Origin of the sequence: Halorussus sp. AFM4, assembly GCF_051194995.1 — an archaeon.
GTDB lineage: Archaea > Halobacteriota > Halobacteria > Halobacteriales > Haladaptataceae > Halorussus.
Window position 1 is genome coordinate 227,411 of record NZ_JBNTJT010000003.1, and the last position, 17,628, is coordinate 245,038.

14 protein-coding genes are annotated in these 17,628 nt (G+C 70.8%); 6 read left to right on the plus strand and 8 right to left on the minus strand.

Annotated elements, in window-relative coordinates:
• Positions 1-59: 59 nt before the first annotated feature.
• The gene (locus ACQUQF_RS14235) at positions 60-524 is read left to right on the plus strand and encodes a DoxX family protein (protein WP_435179762.1); all 465 of its coding nucleotides are present in this window, start codon (positions 60-62) and stop codon (positions 522-524) included.
• Positions 525-605: 81 nt separating this feature from the next.
• Here the strand turns inward: ACQUQF_RS14235 and ACQUQF_RS14240 are convergent, their stop codons facing one another.
• The 3 genes from ACQUQF_RS14240 to ACQUQF_RS14250 form a co-directional block, all read right to left on the minus strand.
• Complete coding sequence (locus tag ACQUQF_RS14240; protein WP_435179763.1) at positions 606-1,655, minus strand: NAD(P)-dependent glycerol-1-phosphate dehydrogenase; 1,050 nt, start codon at positions 1,653-1,655, stop codon at positions 606-608.
• A 112-nt stretch (positions 1,656-1,767) separates the two neighbouring features.
• Positions 1,768-2,439, minus strand: coding sequence for a hypothetical protein (locus ACQUQF_RS14245; RefSeq protein ID WP_435179764.1), 672 nt, complete (start codon positions 2,437-2,439; stop codon positions 1,768-1,770).
• Positions 2,440-2,670: 231 nt separating this feature from the next.
• Positions 2,671-3,660: an NAD-dependent epimerase/dehydratase family protein gene (locus ACQUQF_RS14250; protein ID WP_435179765.1), complete on the minus strand. Its 990-nt coding sequence runs from the start codon at positions 3,658-3,660 to the stop codon at positions 2,671-2,673.
• A gap of 205 nt (positions 3,661-3,865) precedes the next feature.
• On the opposite strand from ACQUQF_RS14250, the gene ACQUQF_RS14255 reads away from it, so the two are divergent.
• Positions 3,866-4,624, plus strand: a complete 759-nt coding sequence (locus ACQUQF_RS14255; RefSeq protein ID WP_435179766.1) for a GNAT family N-acetyltransferase — start codon at positions 3,866-3,868, stop codon at positions 4,622-4,624.
• A gap of 43 nt (positions 4,625-4,667) precedes the next feature.
• Here the strand turns inward: ACQUQF_RS14255 and ACQUQF_RS14260 are convergent, their stop codons facing one another.
• Positions 4,668-5,210 carry a hypothetical protein gene (locus ACQUQF_RS14260; protein WP_435179767.1) on the minus strand — a complete coding sequence of 181 codons (543 nt, stop codon included), beginning with the start codon at positions 5,208-5,210 and terminating at the stop codon, positions 4,668-4,670.
• A 150-nt stretch (positions 5,211-5,360) separates the two neighbouring features.
• Positions 5,361-9,944: a glutamate synthase large subunit gene (gene gltB, locus ACQUQF_RS14265; protein ID WP_435179768.1), complete on the minus strand. Its 4,584-nt coding sequence runs from the start codon at positions 9,942-9,944 to the stop codon at positions 5,361-5,363.
• A gap of 231 nt (positions 9,945-10,175) precedes the next feature.
• On the opposite strand from gltB, the gene ACQUQF_RS14270 reads away from it, so the two are divergent.
• The 4 genes from ACQUQF_RS14270 to ACQUQF_RS14285 are packed head-to-tail and all read left to right on the plus strand — an operon-like array spanning position 10,176 to position 13,952.
• Positions 10,176-11,318 (plus strand): extracellular solute-binding protein, encoded by a 1,143-nt coding sequence (locus ACQUQF_RS14270; RefSeq protein ID WP_435179769.1) that lies wholly within the window; start codon positions 10,176-10,178, stop codon positions 11,316-11,318.
• A 1-nt stretch (position 11,319) separates the two neighbouring features.
• Positions 11,320-12,315 (plus strand): ABC transporter permease, encoded by a 996-nt coding sequence (locus ACQUQF_RS14275; RefSeq protein ID WP_435179770.1) that lies wholly within the window; start codon positions 11,320-11,322, stop codon positions 12,313-12,315.
• Positions 12,312-13,193, plus strand: coding sequence for an ABC transporter permease (locus ACQUQF_RS14280; protein ID WP_435179771.1), 882 nt, complete (start codon positions 12,312-12,314; stop codon positions 13,191-13,193). Before ACQUQF_RS14275 ends, ACQUQF_RS14280 begins: the two co-directional genes overlap by 4 nt.
• Positions 13,194-13,211: 18 nt before the next feature.
• Positions 13,212-13,952: an ABC transporter ATP-binding protein gene (locus tag ACQUQF_RS14285; protein ID WP_435179772.1), complete on the plus strand. Its 741-nt coding sequence runs from the start codon at positions 13,212-13,214 to the stop codon at positions 13,950-13,952.
• Positions 13,953-13,991: 39 nt separating this feature from the next.
• On the opposite strand, the gene ACQUQF_RS14290 is transcribed toward ACQUQF_RS14285, so the two are convergent.
• The 3 genes from ACQUQF_RS14290 to ACQUQF_RS14300 all read right to left on the minus strand — a co-directional run bounded on the left by ACQUQF_RS14290 (position 13,992) and on the right by ACQUQF_RS14300 (position 17,575).
• Positions 13,992-15,248, minus strand: a complete 1,257-nt coding sequence (locus tag ACQUQF_RS14290; protein ID WP_435179773.1) for an MFS transporter — start codon at positions 15,246-15,248, stop codon at positions 13,992-13,994.
• A gap of 99 nt (positions 15,249-15,347) precedes the next feature.
• Positions 15,348-16,412 carry a 3-oxoacyl-ACP synthase gene (locus ACQUQF_RS14295; RefSeq protein ID WP_435179774.1) on the minus strand — a complete coding sequence of 355 codons (1,065 nt, stop codon included), beginning with the start codon at positions 16,410-16,412 and terminating at the stop codon, positions 15,348-15,350.
• Positions 16,409-17,575, minus strand: coding sequence for a branched-chain amino acid ABC transporter permease (locus ACQUQF_RS14300; RefSeq protein ID WP_435180397.1), 1,167 nt, complete (start codon positions 17,573-17,575; stop codon positions 16,409-16,411). The genes ACQUQF_RS14295 and ACQUQF_RS14300 overlap by 4 nt, the downstream gene beginning before the upstream one ends.
• Positions 17,576-17,628 lie beyond the last annotated feature (53 nt).

Genomic DNA, 17,628 nt, shown 5'->3' on the forward strand with positions numbered 1-17,628 from the left:
TTCCGGCAGTTCCGCGCGCGGCGAACAGACACAAGGCCGTCGCTCTACAACCTCCCGGTATGTCACTACTCGGCAGCGAGTCGTCCGAGAGCGACGCGAGAACCGACCGACACGCAGACCAGGGCCGCCGCGAGGAGGCCCCGCCGAAGACCCACTCCACGTCGTTCAAACTCGCCCGCGCGCTGTTCGGCGGCGTGCTGGCGTTCATGGCGGCCGACAACTTCCGGAACCTCGACCAGATGGTCGGGTACGCCGAGAGTCAGGGGGCGCCGAAGCCCGAGACGACGGTCCCGTTCGTCAGCGGGAGCCTGCTGTTCGGCGGCCTCGGCATCGCGGCGTGGAAGCTGCCGCGGCTGGCGGCCGGGGCGGTCGTCACCTTCTTCGCGAGCATCACGCCGGTGATGCACGACTTCTGGAGCATCGACGACGAGGAGCAGAAGCAACAGCAGCAGATCCACTTCCTGAAAAACGCCGCGCTGCTCGGCGCCGCGCTGGCGTTCCTGCGGGTCGGCCAGGACGACTGAGGACAGTTCGCGACACTCCGGGCGGAAACGCACGCCGTTCCCTTTTTCCGTCGGTTCAGACCGGGTCAGTAGAGCGGCGTTTCAGATCACGCCCGTCGTCTCGGCCGCCTCGACCGCGGCCGCCTCGCTCATCCCGTTGCCCAGGATGGTGTAGCGGTCCCTGATCTCGTGGGCCGCGGTCAGCGCCGCGACGACCGTCTCGTCGTCGACGCCGAGCTCCTCCGCCGTGGTGGGCGCGCCGATGGTGGCCAGCGCGTCCCGGACGCCGCGCCAGTCGCCGCCGTGGAGGTACTCGGCGATGATGGTGCCGACGCCGACCTGGTGGCCGTGGAGCGCGGCGTCCGGGACCATCCGGTCGAGCTGGTGGCTGAACAGGTGCTCGGCGCCCGAAGCCGGCCGCGAGGAGGTGGCGATCGACATCGCGACCCCCGACGACAGCAGCGCCTTCACCACGACCCAGGCCGACTCCTCTAAGCCCTGCTTGATGGAGTCGGCGTTGTCGACCAGCATCTCGGCGGTCATCTCGGCGAGTGCGGCCGAGTAGTGGGAGTACTCGACGTTCTGGAGCCGGTTGGCCAGCCGCCAGTCCTTGACCGCTGTGTAGTTGCTGATGATGTCCGCGCAGCCCGCGGTCGTCAGCCGCCACGGCGCGTCCGCGAGGATCTCGGTGTCGGCCACGACCGCCAGCGGCGGTTCCGCCGCGACGCTGTGGCGGGTGTCGCCCTCGGGCACCGACCCGCGGCCCGAGACGATGCCGTCGTGGCTGGCCGCGGTGGGCACCGAGACGAACCCCCGGCCGATGTCGTCGCTGGCCATCTTCGCGATGTCGATGGCCTTCCCGCCGCCGACGCCGACCAGGTAGCCCGCGTCGACCTCCCGGGCCACCTCGATGACCCGCTGGACCGACTCGAAGCTGGCCTCGTCGATCTCGACCACCGCGGGGTCCTCGCCCGCGTCCTCGAAGTCTGCGGCCACCCGGTCGGCCGCGACCTCCCGCGGCGTGGGGCTGGTGACCACCAGCGGCCGGCCGTGGAGGTGGAGTTCGGAGACGGCCTCGACCGTCCGGTCGAGGACCCCGTGGCCCACCACGACGTTGCGCGGCAGCCGGATCCACGTGGTTTTGTCGAACATGGTCGCTACTCTCTCGCGGGCGGGGAAAACAGTTTACCTCTCCGGTCGGCCCGCCGTCCCCGGCCGTGCCCGCCCGACTCGCGGCCGGCGCGACCGAGCCGCGGCGACCCGACTACTCCCACAGTGTCGTGCGCGAGGACCGCCAGCCCGCCCGCCGCGACCGCCGCGCGGGCCGGAGCGCGTGGCGGACCGCCAGCAGGTGGCGCGCGAACGCCGCCAGCGCCAGCGCGGCGGCGCCGACCACCGCGCCGGTCGAGAACCCGGCGACGGTGGGGATGACGACCCAGTGGGGCAGGTACACCGCCCCGGTGACGACGAGCAGCCAGACCGTCGCGCCCGCGGCCTGGAGCACGGCCAGCCCGGCGGTCGCGCGCTGCACCAGCGAGGCCAGCGGCCGGCGACCGCGGACGGCGTTGTCCGCGGCGGTGTGGCGCGGGACCAGCGCGACCGCGAACGCCACGCCGGCAACCACCACCCCGGCGAGTCCGTCGGCCCACCGGACCGCCCCGAACCAGCCGACCCACAGCGCGGTCTCGGCCAGCGCCAGGCCCGCGACCGCCCGGGCCGGCACCGGCCGGCTCCACCCGTTGACGGTGACGTGGGCGAGCAGCGACTCCACGAGCATCCCGGCCGACAGCCCGGCCACGCCCACCAGCGCGGACGTCGAGATCGGGTCGGCGCCCGCGACCAGCCCGAGCCACACCGACAGCGCGGTGACCTCGACGGCCGTCAGCAGGACCACCCCCACGCCCCTGACGGTCGTCCGGATCGCCTCGCGGATCATCGTCGGCGGGACGGGCCGCGAGGCGGTCGAGGACGATACAGTGCCATACGTTCACAATGGGTTCCGGGGGTGTTTGTTATCAGCCTCCTGAAACCGATAGCGCGGCCCTGCGAACGGTCTCAAAACGGGGTTAACGGCGTTAGCCGCGGTTTCGATAGCCGAACACGGGAGAGGTAACTGCAGTCTGTCAGGAACGACAGCGAACAGCGGTCGGACGCGGAGCCGCGGAACTCAGAGCGTGTCCAGCACGCCGAGCACGCGCTCCTCGGCCTCGCGGCCGGGGTCGTACTCGCTCCCGTCGCGGTCGCTGTCGCGGTGCTCGTCGACAGTGCGGGCCATCGCCTCGTCGAGCGGCGTCGACTCCCAGCCGAGCGCCGCGAGCTTGTCGGTGGCGAGCACGTGGGGGTAGTCCCGGTAGAGGACGAAGTCGTCGGGCGCGAGGTCGGCGGCCGCGAGTTCGCGCTCGCCGGCGTGGACGACCTCGACGTCAGTGTCGAGCGCGTCGGCGATCAGCGCCAGCATCTCGTCGATGGTGACCAGCCGGCGGTCGCCGACGTTGTAGGCCTCGCCGGGCGTCCCCTCCTCGGCGACTACGCGGAGGGCGCTGGCGACGTCCTCGACGTAGGCGCGGTGCCAGACGTTGTCCCCGTCGCCCGGCACGACGACGCGGTCGTAGTTCGCCACGCGGTCGATCCAGTAGTCGAGGCGCTCGGTGTAGTCGTGGGGGCCGTAGACGATGCACGGACGGACGCTGTAGGCGTTCACGCCCCGGTCGGCGGCCGCGAACACCGCCCGGTCGCCCTCGGCCTTCCGGTTGCCGTAGGTGTCGCCCGAGTCGTCGGTCGCCTGGTCGCGCGAGCAGGGCCGGAGGTCGGTCTCGCCCTCGCGCTTGGGGATCTCCTCGCTGCCGTAGGCGTCGCCGCTGGAGACGTAGACGTAGGCGTCGACGTCCGCGAAGATCTCGGTCGCGGCCCGGACCTCCCGGGGCTCGTAGGCCACGCAGTCGAAGACGGCGTCCGGGTCGACCTCCCGGGCCGCGCGTTCGAGCGCCGACTCGTTGGTCCGGTCGCCCTCGTAGTGGGTGACCCCCTCGGCGTCCGCGAAGGGGTTGTCGTGGTTGCCGCGGTTGAAGATGGTGACGTCGTAGCCGTGATCGCGGAGTTCCGAGACGAGGTGGCGGCCGATGAACCGGGTGCCGCCGACGACGAGTGCGGTGTCCATGCCGGTGCAAGGCCGCCGCGGCCCAAAGGGCTACTGGAGTCGGAAATATCCGTGGGCCGGAGAATCTGACGAACGTGTAGTGTGTCAGCAAATACAGGACGTTCGTCGTTATCGACCGGGGAAAAGAACGGTTCCGGCGCGTTTTCGGCCGATTTGCGCGAATCGGGTGGAACGTTTATCAGTGAGAACGTCGAATAAAGCCCGCATGGGACAGAGAGAGGCCGAGTCCGACGGGATCGAGATCCGCGAGGCCGAATCGGGAGACGTCGAGGGAATCAGGAACGTCGCGCTGGAGTCGCTCCGCGCGTCGTACGCCGACATCCTCGACGAGGAGGTCGTCGAGACCGCGGTCGAGAACTGGTACGGCGAGGAGTCGATGGACGCCGAACTCGCCGAGGAGGGGATGCTCTACCTCGTCGCGGTGGCCGGCGACGAGGTCGTCGGCTTCTCCCAGAACCTCGTGGCCGAGGGCGACGGGACCATCCTCTGGCTCCACGTCGACCCCGATAACCGCGACAAGAACGTCGGGACGACCCTGCTCAACCACACGCTGGCGACCCTCTCGGAGCGCGGCGTCGACCGCATCGCGGCCGAGGTGCTCGCGGAGAACGAGGCCGGGTGCACCTTCTACGAGGCCAACGGCTTCGAGAAGGCCAGCGAGCGCGAGCGCGAGATCGGCGACGAGACCTTCGTCGAGAACGTCTACGTCCACGAGGGCCGGGCGAAGTTCGAGGCCCGCGAGTTCGACGGCCAGACCCTCTACGTCAACTGGGCCGAGAGCGAGCGCGGCTCGGACGCCCCGTTCTACGCGGCCTACAGCGACGACGAGGGCGAGGACCTCTACGGCTGGTTCTGCTCGAACTGCGGGAGCTTCGACACCGCGATGGACTCGATGGAGCGCCTGGAGTGCAACGACTGCGGCAACCAGAAGAAGCCGGTCCGCTGGGACGCGTCGTACCTGTAGGCAGTCGCCGCCGGCGGCTTTTCCGCAGGAGAGTCCGACGGACTCACTCGCCGCCGACCTCGAACGGCGCGACGCAGTGGTAGCTGCGGTCGCCGACCCCCGCGCCGAGGACGAGCGCGCAGGTGCCCGGATCGAGCGCGTACAGGTCGACGTTCTCGTCGGACTCGTGGGCCGGCCGCTCCTTCTCGAAGCGGAACTCCCAGGAGTACGACCCGCCGGGTGCGACGGTCGGACCGGACCCCGACTTCACCATCGGCCAGACGTGGGTCCACTCGCCGTCCTCGCGCCGCTTGAGCGAGGGGAACTGGCCGGTGTGGGCGTCGCGGTCGCTCTCGTTCGAGAACGTGACCTCCAGCGCGACGCCCGACCCCGCCGACAGCGTCCACGACGACGGGCGCAGGACGACCGGCGGACTCGACGCGGTGTGGGCGCACACCGACTCGGCGTCCGCGGAGAACGAGGGGCAGCCGACGTCTATCGGCGGCCCGGCGCCAGGCAGCGCCGATAGGCAGCCGGCGGTCGCGGCGGCCGTGGCAGTAGCGCTGGCGGTGCTTCCGGCGAGCGCGAGGAATCGGCGACGTCTCACGGCGGGGACTCGTCCCGCCATCGGTTATAAAGATCAGCCCGGCCGGTCCCGAATCGAGTGGGCCGGCGAAACCGCCGTGGAGCCCGGTCGCCACCGCCCCGTTCGGCTCTGTCGATCCCGTCCGACGCGGTCGACGCTGCTCCGGCCGCTTCAGTCCGCGCCGCTCTGCAGGAGCGGGCCGGAGTCCTCGCGGCTCCGCGCCGCCGGCGGCGGGGAGTTGCGCACGTCGTCGCGGCCCTCCTCGGTGACCGCGCGCCGGTAGGCGTCGGGCATCACCTTCACGAACTGCGAGAGCGCGGCCTCCCAGTCGTCGAGCAGCGCCCGGGCGCGCTCGCTGTCGGTGTAGGCCGCGTGGTTCTCCACCAGGCGGCGCAGGACGCGCTCGTCGCGCTCGGAGAGCGACGACTCGAGGCTCACCATGCCGGGGTTGACCTTGTCGCGGAAGTCGCCGTGGCGGTCCCAGACGTACGCCACGCCGCCGGACATCCCCGCGGCGAAGTTCTTGCCGGTCTCGCCCAGCACCGCGACGACGCCCCCGGTCATGTACTCGCAGCCGTGGTCGCCGACGCCCTCGACGACCGCCTTCACGCCGGAGTTGCGCACGCCGAACCGCTCGCCGGCGACGCCGTTGACGTAGGCCTCCCCGCCGGTCGCGCCGTAGAGCGCGACGTTGCCGACCACGCTGTTCTCGGTCGGGTCGTAGGCCGCCGACTCGGGCGTCTCGACCGCGAGCCGGCCGCCCGACAGCCCCTTGCCGAGGTAGTCGTTGGCCGCGCCGGTGAGGTGGAAGTCGACGCCCGACTGGAGGAACGCGCCGAAGCTCTGGCCCGCGGTGCCCCGGAACGAGCACGAGACCGTGCCGTCCGGCAGGCCGGCCGTGCCCCGCTCCTTCGAGATGCGGCCCGACAGCATCGCGCCGACCGCGCGGTCCTCGTTGCCGATGGTCGTCTCGATCTCCACCGGCGTCTCGTCCGCGATGGCCTCCTCGGCGACCGCGAGCAGCTCGCGGTCGAGGTGGTCGTCGATCTCGTGGGTCTGCTCGCGGACCTTGGTCCGGGCGTCGTCGTAGCTCTCGCTGACGGACGGTTCGGCCAGGACCGACGAGAGGTCGAGCCCGCGGGCCCGCGGGTGGTCGGTCTCGCGCTGGTCGAGGCAGTCGACCCGGCCGACCATCTCCTCGACGGTCCGGAAGCCCAGGTCGGCCATGATCTCGCGCAGTTCCTGGGCGATGTACGTCATGTAGTTGACGACGTGGTCGGGCTGGCCGGGGAACCGCTTCCGGAGGTCCTCGTCCTGGGTGGCGACGCCCACCGGGCAGGTGTTCTGGTGGCACTGGCGGGCCATCACGCAGCCCGAGGTGACCAGGCTGGCGGTGCCGAAGACGTACTCCTCGGCGCCCAGCAGCGCCGCGACCGCGACGTCCCGGCCGGTCTTGAGCCCGCCGTCGACGCTCACCCGGATGCGCGACCGCAGCCCGGTCGCCCGCAGCATCTGGTTGGCCTCCGCGAGGCCGAGCTCCCACGGCAGGCCGGCGTGCTTGATCGAGGTCTTCGGGCTCGCGCCGGTGCCGCCCGAGTGGCCCGAGATGTGGACCACGTCGGCGTTGGCCTTCGCGACGCCCGCGGCGATGGTGCCGATGCCGTCCTCCGAGACCAGCTTGACGTTGATGTCCGCCTCGGGGTTGGCGGCCTTCAGGTCGTGGACCAGCTGCTTGAGGTCCTCGATGGAGTAGATGTCGTGCTGGGGCGGCGGCGAGATGAGCCCGACCCCGGGCGTGGCGTACCGGACGTGGGCGATCATCTCGTTGACCTTGCCGCCGGGGAGGTGGCCGCCCTCGCCGGGCTTGGACCCCTGGGCCATCTTGATCTGGAGCTCCTCGGCGTTGGCGAGGTACGAACTGGTCACGCCGAACCGGCCGGAGGCGACCTGCTTGACGTTGCACTCCTTCTCGGTGCCGAACCGCTCGGGCGGCTCGCCGCCCTCGCCGGTGTTGGACTTGGCGCCCAGCCGGTTCATCGCGACGGCGTTGTTCTCGTGGGCCTCCGGCGACAGCGACCCGAGGCTCATCGCGGCGGTCGAGAACCGCTCGACGATGTCCGAGACGGGCTCGACCTCCTCGACCGGGATCGACTCGCGGTCCTCGGCGTCGAACTCCAGCAGCCCCCGGAGCGTCTGGAGGTTGCCGTTCTGGTCGTTGACGGCCTCGGCGAACTCGGCGTAGGCGTCGGGGTCGTCCTGACGGACCGCCCGCTGGAGCGTGCCGACCGTCTGGGGGTTCCACTGGTGGTGGCGCCCGGCCGAGCGGTGCTCGAACTCGCCCTGGCGCTCGGGCTCGGGGTCGACGTCGGCGCCGTCGCCGCCGCCGTAGGCCTCGCGGTGGCGCTCGCGGAGGTCGGCCTCGACGCCCCCGATGCCGACGCCCTCGGTGCGGGCCGCGGTGCCCTCGAAGTACTCGGCCACGAAGTCCGAGTCGAGGCCGACCGCCTCGAATATCTGGGCGCCACGGTAGCTCTCGACCGTCGAGATGCCCATCTTGGCCATCGTCTTCTGGAGGCCGTCCTCCAGCGCGGTGACGTAGGCGTCGATGGCGGTCTCGCGGTCCATCCCGTCGGGGCCCGCGACGAGGTCGGCGACCGACTCGAACGCGAGCGTCGGGTTGACCGCGCCCGCGCCGTAGCCCACCAGGCACGCGAGGTGGTGGACCGTCCGGGGGTCGCCCGACTCCACGACCAGGCCGGCGTGGTTGCGCAGGCCGTTCCGGACCAGGTGGTGGTGGACCGCGCCGGTCGCCAGCAGGCTCGGGATCGCGAGCCGGTCGGGGCCGACCGCGCGGTCCGAGAGCACCACGATCTCGGCGCCCGACTCGATGGCTTCCCGGACCTCGTCCCGGACGCGCTCGACCGCGGACTCGAGGTCGGTGTCGGCGTCGTAGGTGATGTCCACGGTCGCGGTGGGGATGCGGTCCTGGTCGCGGACGCCCGCCAGCTCGGCGTCGGTCAGCACCGGCGAGTCGAGCACCAGCTGGCGGGCGTGGGCCGGCGTCTCGTCGAGCAGGTTGCGCTGGCGGCCCAGCCGCGATTCGAGGCTGGTCACGACGTCCTCGCGGATGTAGTCGATGGGCGGGTTCGACACCTGGGCGAACAGCTGGCGGAAGTACGAGAACAGCGGCCGGTTGAACTCAGAGAGCACCGACAGCGGCGTGTCGTCGCCCATCGACCCCACGGGGTCCTTGCCCGACTCGGCCATCGGTTCGAGCAGTTCGTCGAGCTCGTCGTGGGTGTAGCCGAAGGCGGTCTGGCGCGCCCGGAGGTCCTCGCCCGGATCGGCCGCGACCGGCCCCGAGACGTCGCCGAGCTCGACCTGCTGGTCGTCGACCCACTCGCCGTACTTCTCGTCGGTCAGCTCGTCGAACACCTCGTCGTCGGGGACCACGCGGCCCTCCTCGGGGTCGGCGAGGAACAGCTGGCCGGGCTCGAGCCGGCCGCGCTCGCGGATCTCGCTCTCGGGCGTGTCGAGCGCGCCGGCCTCGCTGGCCATCACGAGCCGGCCGTCGGTGGTGACGTCGTACCGGCAGGGCCGGAGCCCGTTGCGGTCGAGCACCGCGCCGACCCGCTCGCCGTCGGTCGCCGCCACGAGCGCGGGGCCGTCCCAGGGCTCGAGCAGCGAGGCGTGGTAGTCGTAGAACGCACGGCGGTCGTCGCTCATCGCGTCGTCCTTGCGCCAGGCCTCCGGGACCATCAGCCGGAGCGCGTGGGGGAGCTCGCGGCCGCCCCGGAGCAGCAGTTCCAGCGCGTTGTCGACCGCCGCGGTGTCGCTGCCCTCGGGGTCGGCGACGACCGGCGTCACCCGGTCGGTGTCGAACGACTCGGCCTCGAGGTCGTTCTCGCGGGCCCGCATCCAGTTGATGTTGCCCCGGATGGTGTTGAACTCGCCGTTGTGGATGACGTTGCGGTACGGGTGAGCGAGGTGCCACGCCCCCAGCGTGTTGGTCGAGAACCGGGCGTGGACCATCGCGAACGTGGTTTCGAGACGGTCGTCGGTGAGGTCGGGGTAGTAGGCCGCCAGCTGGTCGCCCTTCAGCAGCCCCTTGTAGACGACGGTCCGGCGGTCGAGCGAGCAGACGTAGAACCGGTCGGCGCCCGGGGGCTCGTCGGCCGCGACGCGCCGCTCCAGCGCACGCCGGGCGACGTAGAGCCGGTCGTCGAACGCCTCGGGCGAGAGGTCGGCCTCGGGCCGGACGAAGCACTGCCAGACGGCGGGTTCGGAGTCGAGCGCGGTCCTCCCGAGGTCGGCGTTGTCGGTCGGCACCTCGCGCCAGTGGAACAGGTCGAGCCCCTCGTCGGCCAGGACGTCCTCGGCCAGCGCCCGCAGTCGGTCGGCGGCGTCCTCCTCGTCCTTCGGGAGGAACACCGTCCCGACCGCGTACGCGTCTGGCTCCGGGAACTCGCCGGCGACGTCGGGGCCCACCTCGTCGGCGAAGAAGGCGTGGGGCTTCTGCAGCAGGACGCCGGCGCCGTCGCCCGTGTTCTCCTCGGCGCCGGTCGTGCCGCGGTGTTCGAGATTCGAGAGGAGATCGAGACCGTCCGCCAGGACGTCGTGTCCGCCGCCGGTTTCGAGGTCCATCACGACGCCGACGCCGCAGTTCGCGCGGTAGTCGTCCGGGTCGGCAAGAAGTCGGTGGTCGTCGGGGTCGCGGTGTCGGTCCCCCGAATCGGAGCGTGGGTACTCGGCCATGGGTGAACATTCGCGAACCCACTAAAGAGGCTAACCCTGAATGGCTAAGGGTATGTTAATGCCAAATAAGGGTGTTAATACAACTTAACTACGTTCGCGCCGTCCGGTGTTCGGCATCGGTCCGCGGTGTTCTCGCGACGGGAGCGCTATATAGAGGGAACGACCGCCACCGAGGTCGCCGTACGGAAATTATAAACGGATTAACTCTTGGTGGTCCCGCCTCCGACCGAGATGCGCGAAACGACTCGACGGCAGTTCGTACGGGCGGCGACCGCGGCGGGGGCGGCCGGCCTCGCCGGATGTACCGGGGCGCTCCAGAGCGGCGGCGGCACGACCACCGGTTCCGGCGGCGGGACCTACAAGGTCGGCTACGGGGACTTCCGGACGACGGTGCAGGCGTCGAACTTCCCGGACAAGCTCTACGTCTACGCGGTCCAGTCGGGGTGGTCGAACTGGCCCGCCATCATGACGGCGTTCGAGGAGAAGTACGGCGTGGCGCTGAACGACGACGACCGGTCGTCGGGCGAGGCGCTCAAGGACCTCCGGGCCCACGCCCAGAACCCGACCCACTCGGCGTACAACGGCGGGTACACCTACGGCATCCTGGCGATGCAGGACGACCTGACCCAGGCGTACAAGCCGGCCAACTGGGACAAGGTACCGGACAAGCTCAAGTCCGACAACGGCCACATGACCGCGACCCGGCGGATGACCACCGCGGTCACCTACCGCAAGGACATCTACGAGGAGCGCGGCCTCGACGAGCCCGAGACCTGGGACGACCTGCTCCACCCCGACGTCACGAAGGACCTCGCGCTCCAGACGCCCACCGCGGCGGTCGGACTGGCCAGCGCGCTCTCGGTCAACAACGCCCGCGGCGGGTCCATGGACGACGTCCAGCCGGTCGTCGACTACTACAAGCAGATCAAGGAGGGCGGCGCGGAGTTCACCGACAACTTCCTCGCGCAGTTCACCAAGGGCGAGTACGCCACCTTCGTCCGGTACGACTACTCCGGGCTCAACCTCAAGTACAACAACGACGACATCGCCGAGGAGAATGTCGGGGTCGCGCTCCTGAAGGGGAAGAACGGCAACAAGGGCGCGTTCAACCAGCCCTACGGCTTCGGCATGCTGAAGGGCGCGCCCAACCCCGGCGCCTGCAAGCTGTTCATGGACTACGTGCTCTCGAAGGAGGGCCAGAAGAAGTTCCTCGACGCCTACGTCCGGCCCATCCGCGCGCCGGAACTCGAGATGCCAGACGAGTTCCCGTCCCAGCAGGTCTACTCGAACACCGAGTTCCAGGTCGACTACCAGAAGCTGGTGGACAAGCAGTCGGCCATCATCGACGAGATCGAGAGCAAAGCGGGCCTCTGAGATGGCGACCAGCGACGCGAGCGTCCGGGACCGGGCGGCCGCGACGGTCCGGGCGATCCGGACGGCCGCACGCCCCCGGACCGAGCGCGACCGCGAGCGCCGCCGCATCGTCGGGCTCTGCCTGCCGTTCCTGACGCTGGCGGCGGTCGCGGGGCTCTACCCGCTCTGGGAGATGCTGCGCATCAGCCTCTCGACCTCGAAGTACGTGACGACGTTCGACCCCGCGGGGATCGTCGCCGCCAGCCTCGCGCAGGGCCGACCCGTCCTGACGGGCGTCTCGCTGCGAGCCTACGGGCTCCTGCTGGACGGCGGGACCGGCGGTTCGTTCCACGAGGCGGCGTTCAACACCCTCTGGTTCGGCGCCGCGACCACGCTGGCGAGCCTCGGCGTCGCGGTCCCGGTGGCCCACGCCCTGGAGAAGTACGACCTGCCCGGCGAGCGCCACGCCCTGACGGCGCTGTCGTTCCCCATCAGCCTCCCGGGCATCGTCGCGGCGTTCATGATCATCGTGCTGTTCGGTAACAGCGGCCTGTTGACCAAGTTCGGCGCGGTCGTCACCGGCCGGTCGACCACGTCGCTGGCGCTCTCGACGAGCACCGCCGGCCTGTTCCTTGCGTACCTCTACTCGATGATCCCCCGGTCGCTGCTGCTGTTGCGGGGCGCCTACGCCGAGGTCAACGTCGCCGCCGAGGAGGCCGCCCGCTCGCTGGGCGCCTCGCCCGCCCGGACGTTCCGGCACGTCACCCTCCCGCAGATCAAGCCCGGGCTGGTCGGCGCGGCCATCCTGACGTTCCGGACGTCGCTGGCCGTCTTCGGGACGCTGGTGATACTCAGCCAGGCGCTGGTCGAGCAGCCCTGGACCTACCAGATAAACGACGTGCTCAGCCCCGAGTTCGACATTCAACTGGCGTCGGCGATGGCGGTGGTCTGGTTCGCGTTCGTCCTGGGGTTCACCGTGCTGGGCCTGCGCTACACGAGCGCGGAGGTCGGGATATGAGCAGGGCTGCGAGCTTCTCGGCACGGTACGGCCGGGCGCTCGTCACGGGCGTGCTCGTCCTGACGCTGCTGTTCCTGCTCGCGCCGGTCGCGGTGACGTTCGTCGCGTCGTTCGCCCGGTCGTGGACCGGCGCGCTCCCCTCGGGGTTCGTCACGCTCGACCACTGGCGGTACGTGCTGGGGCTCCGGCAGGTCGCCGACGCGGCCAACTACTCGCTCAACCTCGACGCCGTGTTCCGGGCGTTCCCCCACGTCGGGGCGATGGTCCGGGCGAGCCCGCTGTTCGCCAGCCTGGTGCTCGCGCTCGGCGGCGTCGCGGTCAACCTGGTCGCCGGCGTGCCGATCGCCTACGCGGTCACGCGCTACGAGTTCCCCGGCCGGGAGTGGATCAACGCGTTCGCGGTGCTCCCGCTGGCGCCGGGCATCGTCCTCGGCGTGGCGTTCCTCCGGGCGTACCCCGACCTGGCGGCGACCAACCTCGGGCTCGTCGTTGGCTACTCGCTGCTGAAGGCGCCCTACATGGTGATGGCGGTCCAGAGCAGCTTCGAGTCGATGGACCTCCGGCGGATAGAGGAGTCGGCCCGGTCGCTCGGCGCGTCGTGGCCCCGGACGTTCCTGACGGTCATCGTCCCGAACGCCCGGACGGGCATCGTCTCGGGCTCGATCGTCTGCTGGACGCTGGCGGCGGCCGAGTTCAACTTCTCGTACGTCGTCGTCTCGGGCGGCAACCGGCCCCTGTCGCTGTTCCTCAAGGCGAACATCTCGAACAGCTCGTTCCTGACGACCGCGGCCGCGGTGTCGACGTTCTTCCTGCTGGTGGCGGCCATCACCGCCCTGCTGCAGGCGGTCGGCAGCCGCGGGTTCTCGGTGCGGACCTGACCCTCTCACTCGACAACCATGGCTGACATCACGCTCGACGCGGTGACGAAACGATTCGGAGACACGACGGCGGTCGACGCGGTCACGCTGACCATCGACGACGGCGAGGTGCTGGGGGTGGTCGGCCCCTCGGGCTGCGGCAAGACCACCACGCTCCGGACCGTCGCGGGGTTCGAGACGCCCGACGAGGGCAGGGTGCTGTTCGGCGAGGAGGACGTGACCCACGTCCCGCCCGAGCGCCGGCACGCCGGCCTGGTCTTCCAGTCGTACGCCCTGTTCGACAACATGACCGTCCGTGAGAACGTGGAGTTCGGCCCGAAGATGCAGGGCGTGCCCGCCGACGAGCGCCGCGAGCGGGCGACCGGGCTCCTCGACCTCCTGGGCATCGCCGACCTGGCCGACCGCGATCCGCAGACCCTCTCGGGCGGCCAGCAGCAGCGGGTCGGCGTGGCCCGCGCGCTCGCCATCCGGCCGCGGGTCCTGCTGCTCGACGAGCCGATGACCGGGCTCGACGCCCGGCTCAAGCGCCGGCTCCGCGACGAGCTGGGCGAGCTGCTCGACGACCTGGGCGTGACCGCGCTCTACGTCACCCACGACCAGGAGGAGGCGATGGTGATGTGCGACCGCGTGGCCGTGATGAACGGCGGCAGCGTCGAACAGGTCGGGACCCCGCGCGAGATCTACGAGTCGCCGGCCACCGAGTTCGTCGCCGACTTCGTCTCGCTCGAACCGGTCGACCTGCCGTTCGTGACGCGGTGAGTCGGGTCGCCGAACCGGAGCTCCGACTCCGGTGCGACGTCACCACTCGGTCAGCGCCCGCGCGCCGTAGTTCCACGAGAGCACGGCGAGGAAGGTGAGGACGCCGGAGAAGGCGGCGGCCCCGCCCACGAAGAACACCCAGTCAATCTCCATCGTCATCAGCGCACCGCCGAGCATCGGCGCGAGCACGCTCCCCGGTCGCCAGACCAGTTCGCGGATGCCGAAGCTCGACGCGACGCTGCCGTCGTCGGTGCCCTCGTCGGCGAACAGCGCCATGCTCGCCGGCTCGCGGACGCTGTCGGCGACGCCCAGCAGCCCGTTGCAGGCGAGCAGGGGGAGGAACGCGGGCGAGAGGTGGCCGAAGACGGGGAAGCTGGCTGGGAGACCGAGCGCCGCGCCGATCGCTGGCGTGAAGGGGACCGCCAGCGCGACGAGCCCGTACAGGCCGCCCCCGACGAAGACGAACAGCGATCGGCCGACCCGGTCGGAGAGCCGACCGGTGAACGGCTGGAGCAGCATGTTCGTCAGCTTCTCGGCGGTGAGCACCGCGCCGACCGCGAGCGGCGCGGTGTAGCCGAGGCCGCCCTGGGCCGCGGTGACGCCCGCGTAGATGGGCACCCACGTCCGGACGAGGGTCACCGCCACCGCGTACTGGGCGCGGAAGCTGGTCAGCGTCAGGAGCCGGCGGTTGAACGCCAGTCCCGCGAAGGGGTTGCCCCGGACGCGGGTCTCGTCGGCGTCGACCAGGTACCAGACGCCGGCCACCGCGGGGAGGAGGAGCGCGACGAGCACGGCGTACACCGCGTCGAAGCCGCCCCAGCCGTAGAGCGCGCCGGCCGCCAGTCCCCCGACGAGGCCCGCCGCGAGCCGCCACGAGTTGGCCTTGCCGATGGCGTTGGCCCGGCGGTCCGGGGGCGCGAGCTCGCCGATCAGCGCCAGCGACATCAGCCCCGACCCGGTGACCGCGACGCCCTGGAGCGCCCGGACGACGACGAACTGCCACGACCCGGCCCCGGGCGTCGAGACGAACGCGAACGCGACGTAGCTCAGGACTCCCAGACCGAGGACGCCGGCGAGCACGAATCGCTTGTCCCCCCGGTCGCCCGCCCACGCCAGCGGGACGGTGGCGAGCGTCTGGGCGCCGGTGAACGCCGTCGTGAACAGGCCGACGACCAGGCCGGAGGCCTGGAACAGCGTGACGTACTTCGGCAGGAGCGTCAACAGCGTGACGAACCCGAACCCGGACGCGAACCGGGCGAGGTAGAGCGCGTAGAACTGCAGCCTGTCCCCGTTCACACCGGAGACGCTCCCGGCGACGGAAAAGCAGTTTCGGAACGAAACGGACGAGCTCCGGTCGGTCGCGCCGACCGAAGCGACCGGAGGCCGCGTCCCGACTCAGCCCTGCCACTCCAGCACGGTCGCGGCCCACGTGTAGCCCGTGCCCGCAGCGAGAAAACAGACCACGTCGCCGGCGTCGACCAGCCCGCGCTTCAGCCCCTCGTCGAGCGCCAGGACCTGGTCGACGCTCTGGACGTGACCGTACTCGTCGAGGTAGTAGTGCTCGGCGTCGAGCCGGTCGGTCAGGTAGTCGTGGAACGACCGCTTCATGTGGGTCAGCGCCGCGAAGTCGAGGTCCGCGCGGTCGTAGCCCGACCGCGCCAGCGACTCGTCGGCCACCGTCTCGAAGTTCGGCAGGCTGACGTCGGCCAGTCGCTCCTTCATCCCCTCGGGGTCGGGCACGTCGAGGGCGTGGAGGCCCGCCTCGACGGTGGCCTGGCTCGGCGGGTTGCGCGAGCCGCCGGCGGGCATCACCACGTCCTCCGAGAAGCTGCCGTCGGTGACCGCCGCGCTCTCCCGAACCGTTGCCCGAGTGCGGTCGGCGTCCGGATTCCGCTCCAGGACCATCGCACACGCGCCGCTGCCGAAGTTGAACATGAACGACGAGTCCCCGTTGCCGTAGTCGACCAGGTCCTCCTCGCGGCTCGCAGCGACTAGCAGCGCCGTCTCCGGTGCGTCGGCGAGGAGTTGCGACTTGGCCTGCCGAATCGCGAGGGGCGCGCCGGCGCAGAGCGCGTAGCTCTCGACCGCGAAGGCGTTCTCGGCGCCGAGGCGCTCGGCGACGTTCGCGGCCGCGCTCCACACCACGAAGTCCTTGAACTCCGAGCCGTGATAGAGGACCGTATCGACGTCCTCGGGCGCGACATCGGCGTCGGCGAGCGCGTCCTCGGCCGCCTTCACGCACATGTCGGTGACGTGGTCGGCGTCCGGCGGGCAGACCCGCTTCTCGCGGACGCCCATCTTCTCGACCACGACCGCCTCGGGGATCCCGCTCCGGGCCGCGATCTCCTCGCCCGCGATGACCTCGTCGGGGACGTAGGTGCCGTAGCCGGTGAGGCCGACCGCCGACGCGTCTCGGTCGGCGGGCGACTCGTCGCCGGTCGCCGACTCCACGTCGGTCATCGCTCGTCACCCCAGACGCTGTCGGCGACCCGCTCGCCGACCGGGCCGCCGAGGCGGTCCCGGACCGTCCCGAGCAGGCCGTTGGGCACGAACAGCACGAACAGCACGAAGACGACGCCGATGTACAGCTCGGCGTGGCCGTTCAGGAACGTGTCGATTGCCTGGCCGACCGTGAGCCCGTTGTAGATCTCGGTCGCCATCGTGGCCTCGCCGAGGTGGTCCCGGAGGTACGGGAGCAGCCCGCCGCCCTCGCCGGTCTTCGAGAGGAACTCGGTGATGGTCTCGTCGAACAGCCAGCCGTACAGCGGGCCGGCCAGCGTGGCGAACCCGCCGATGATCGAGGCCAGCAGCGCGTCGCCGGTCACCAGGAAGTAGAAGCTGCTCTCGGGCGCGACCGACCGCCGGAAGCCCGCGAACAGCCCGCCGGCGACCGCCGCGAAGAACGCGCTGACCGCGAACGCGCCCAGCTTGTACCGGAAGGTGTTGTAGCCGACCGCCTCGGCGCGCTCCTCGTTCTCGCGGATGGCGACCAGCACCCGCCCGAACGGCGAGTGGACGATGCGCTGCATCGCGAAGTAGCAGACCAGCACCACGAGGCCGATCATGTAGTACGAGACCTCGGTCGTCCCGAACGAGAGGAACCCGAGTAGCCCGTCGATGCTATCGCCGGCAAGCTGGCCGATGGCGAGGTCGAGCGAGTCGACGCCCGGCACTCCGACGCTGAACGGTTCGGTCCGCTCCAGCACCGCGGGACCGTCGCGGGGGTTCGACCCCACGTAGTCCCAGTCGCGGACGAACACGTACAGCACCTGCGAGAAGCCCAGCGTGATCATCGCGAAGTAGACGCCGGACAGCCGGAACGACACCGCGCCGATGAGCACGGCGAGCGCGACGGCCGCCAGCCCGCCAAGCACCAGCAGGTAGACGAACGGGGTGCCCGTCCCGAGCAGCGGCACCTTGCCGTTGGCCGCCAGGACGACGAAGTACGCCCCGGTGCCGTAGAAGGCGGCGTGGCCGAACGAGAGGTAGCCGGTGTAGCCGCTGACGAAGTCGAACGACATCGCGAACAGCCCGAAGTACATGACCGCGATCATCGTCTCGACGTCGGGCAGGACGGTCACCATCTCGGCGCCCACCGACGAGTTGACGAGCGCCGAGTACAGCGCCGGGTAGACCGCGAAGAACGCGACGACCGCGAGGTGGACCGCCTGCTCGC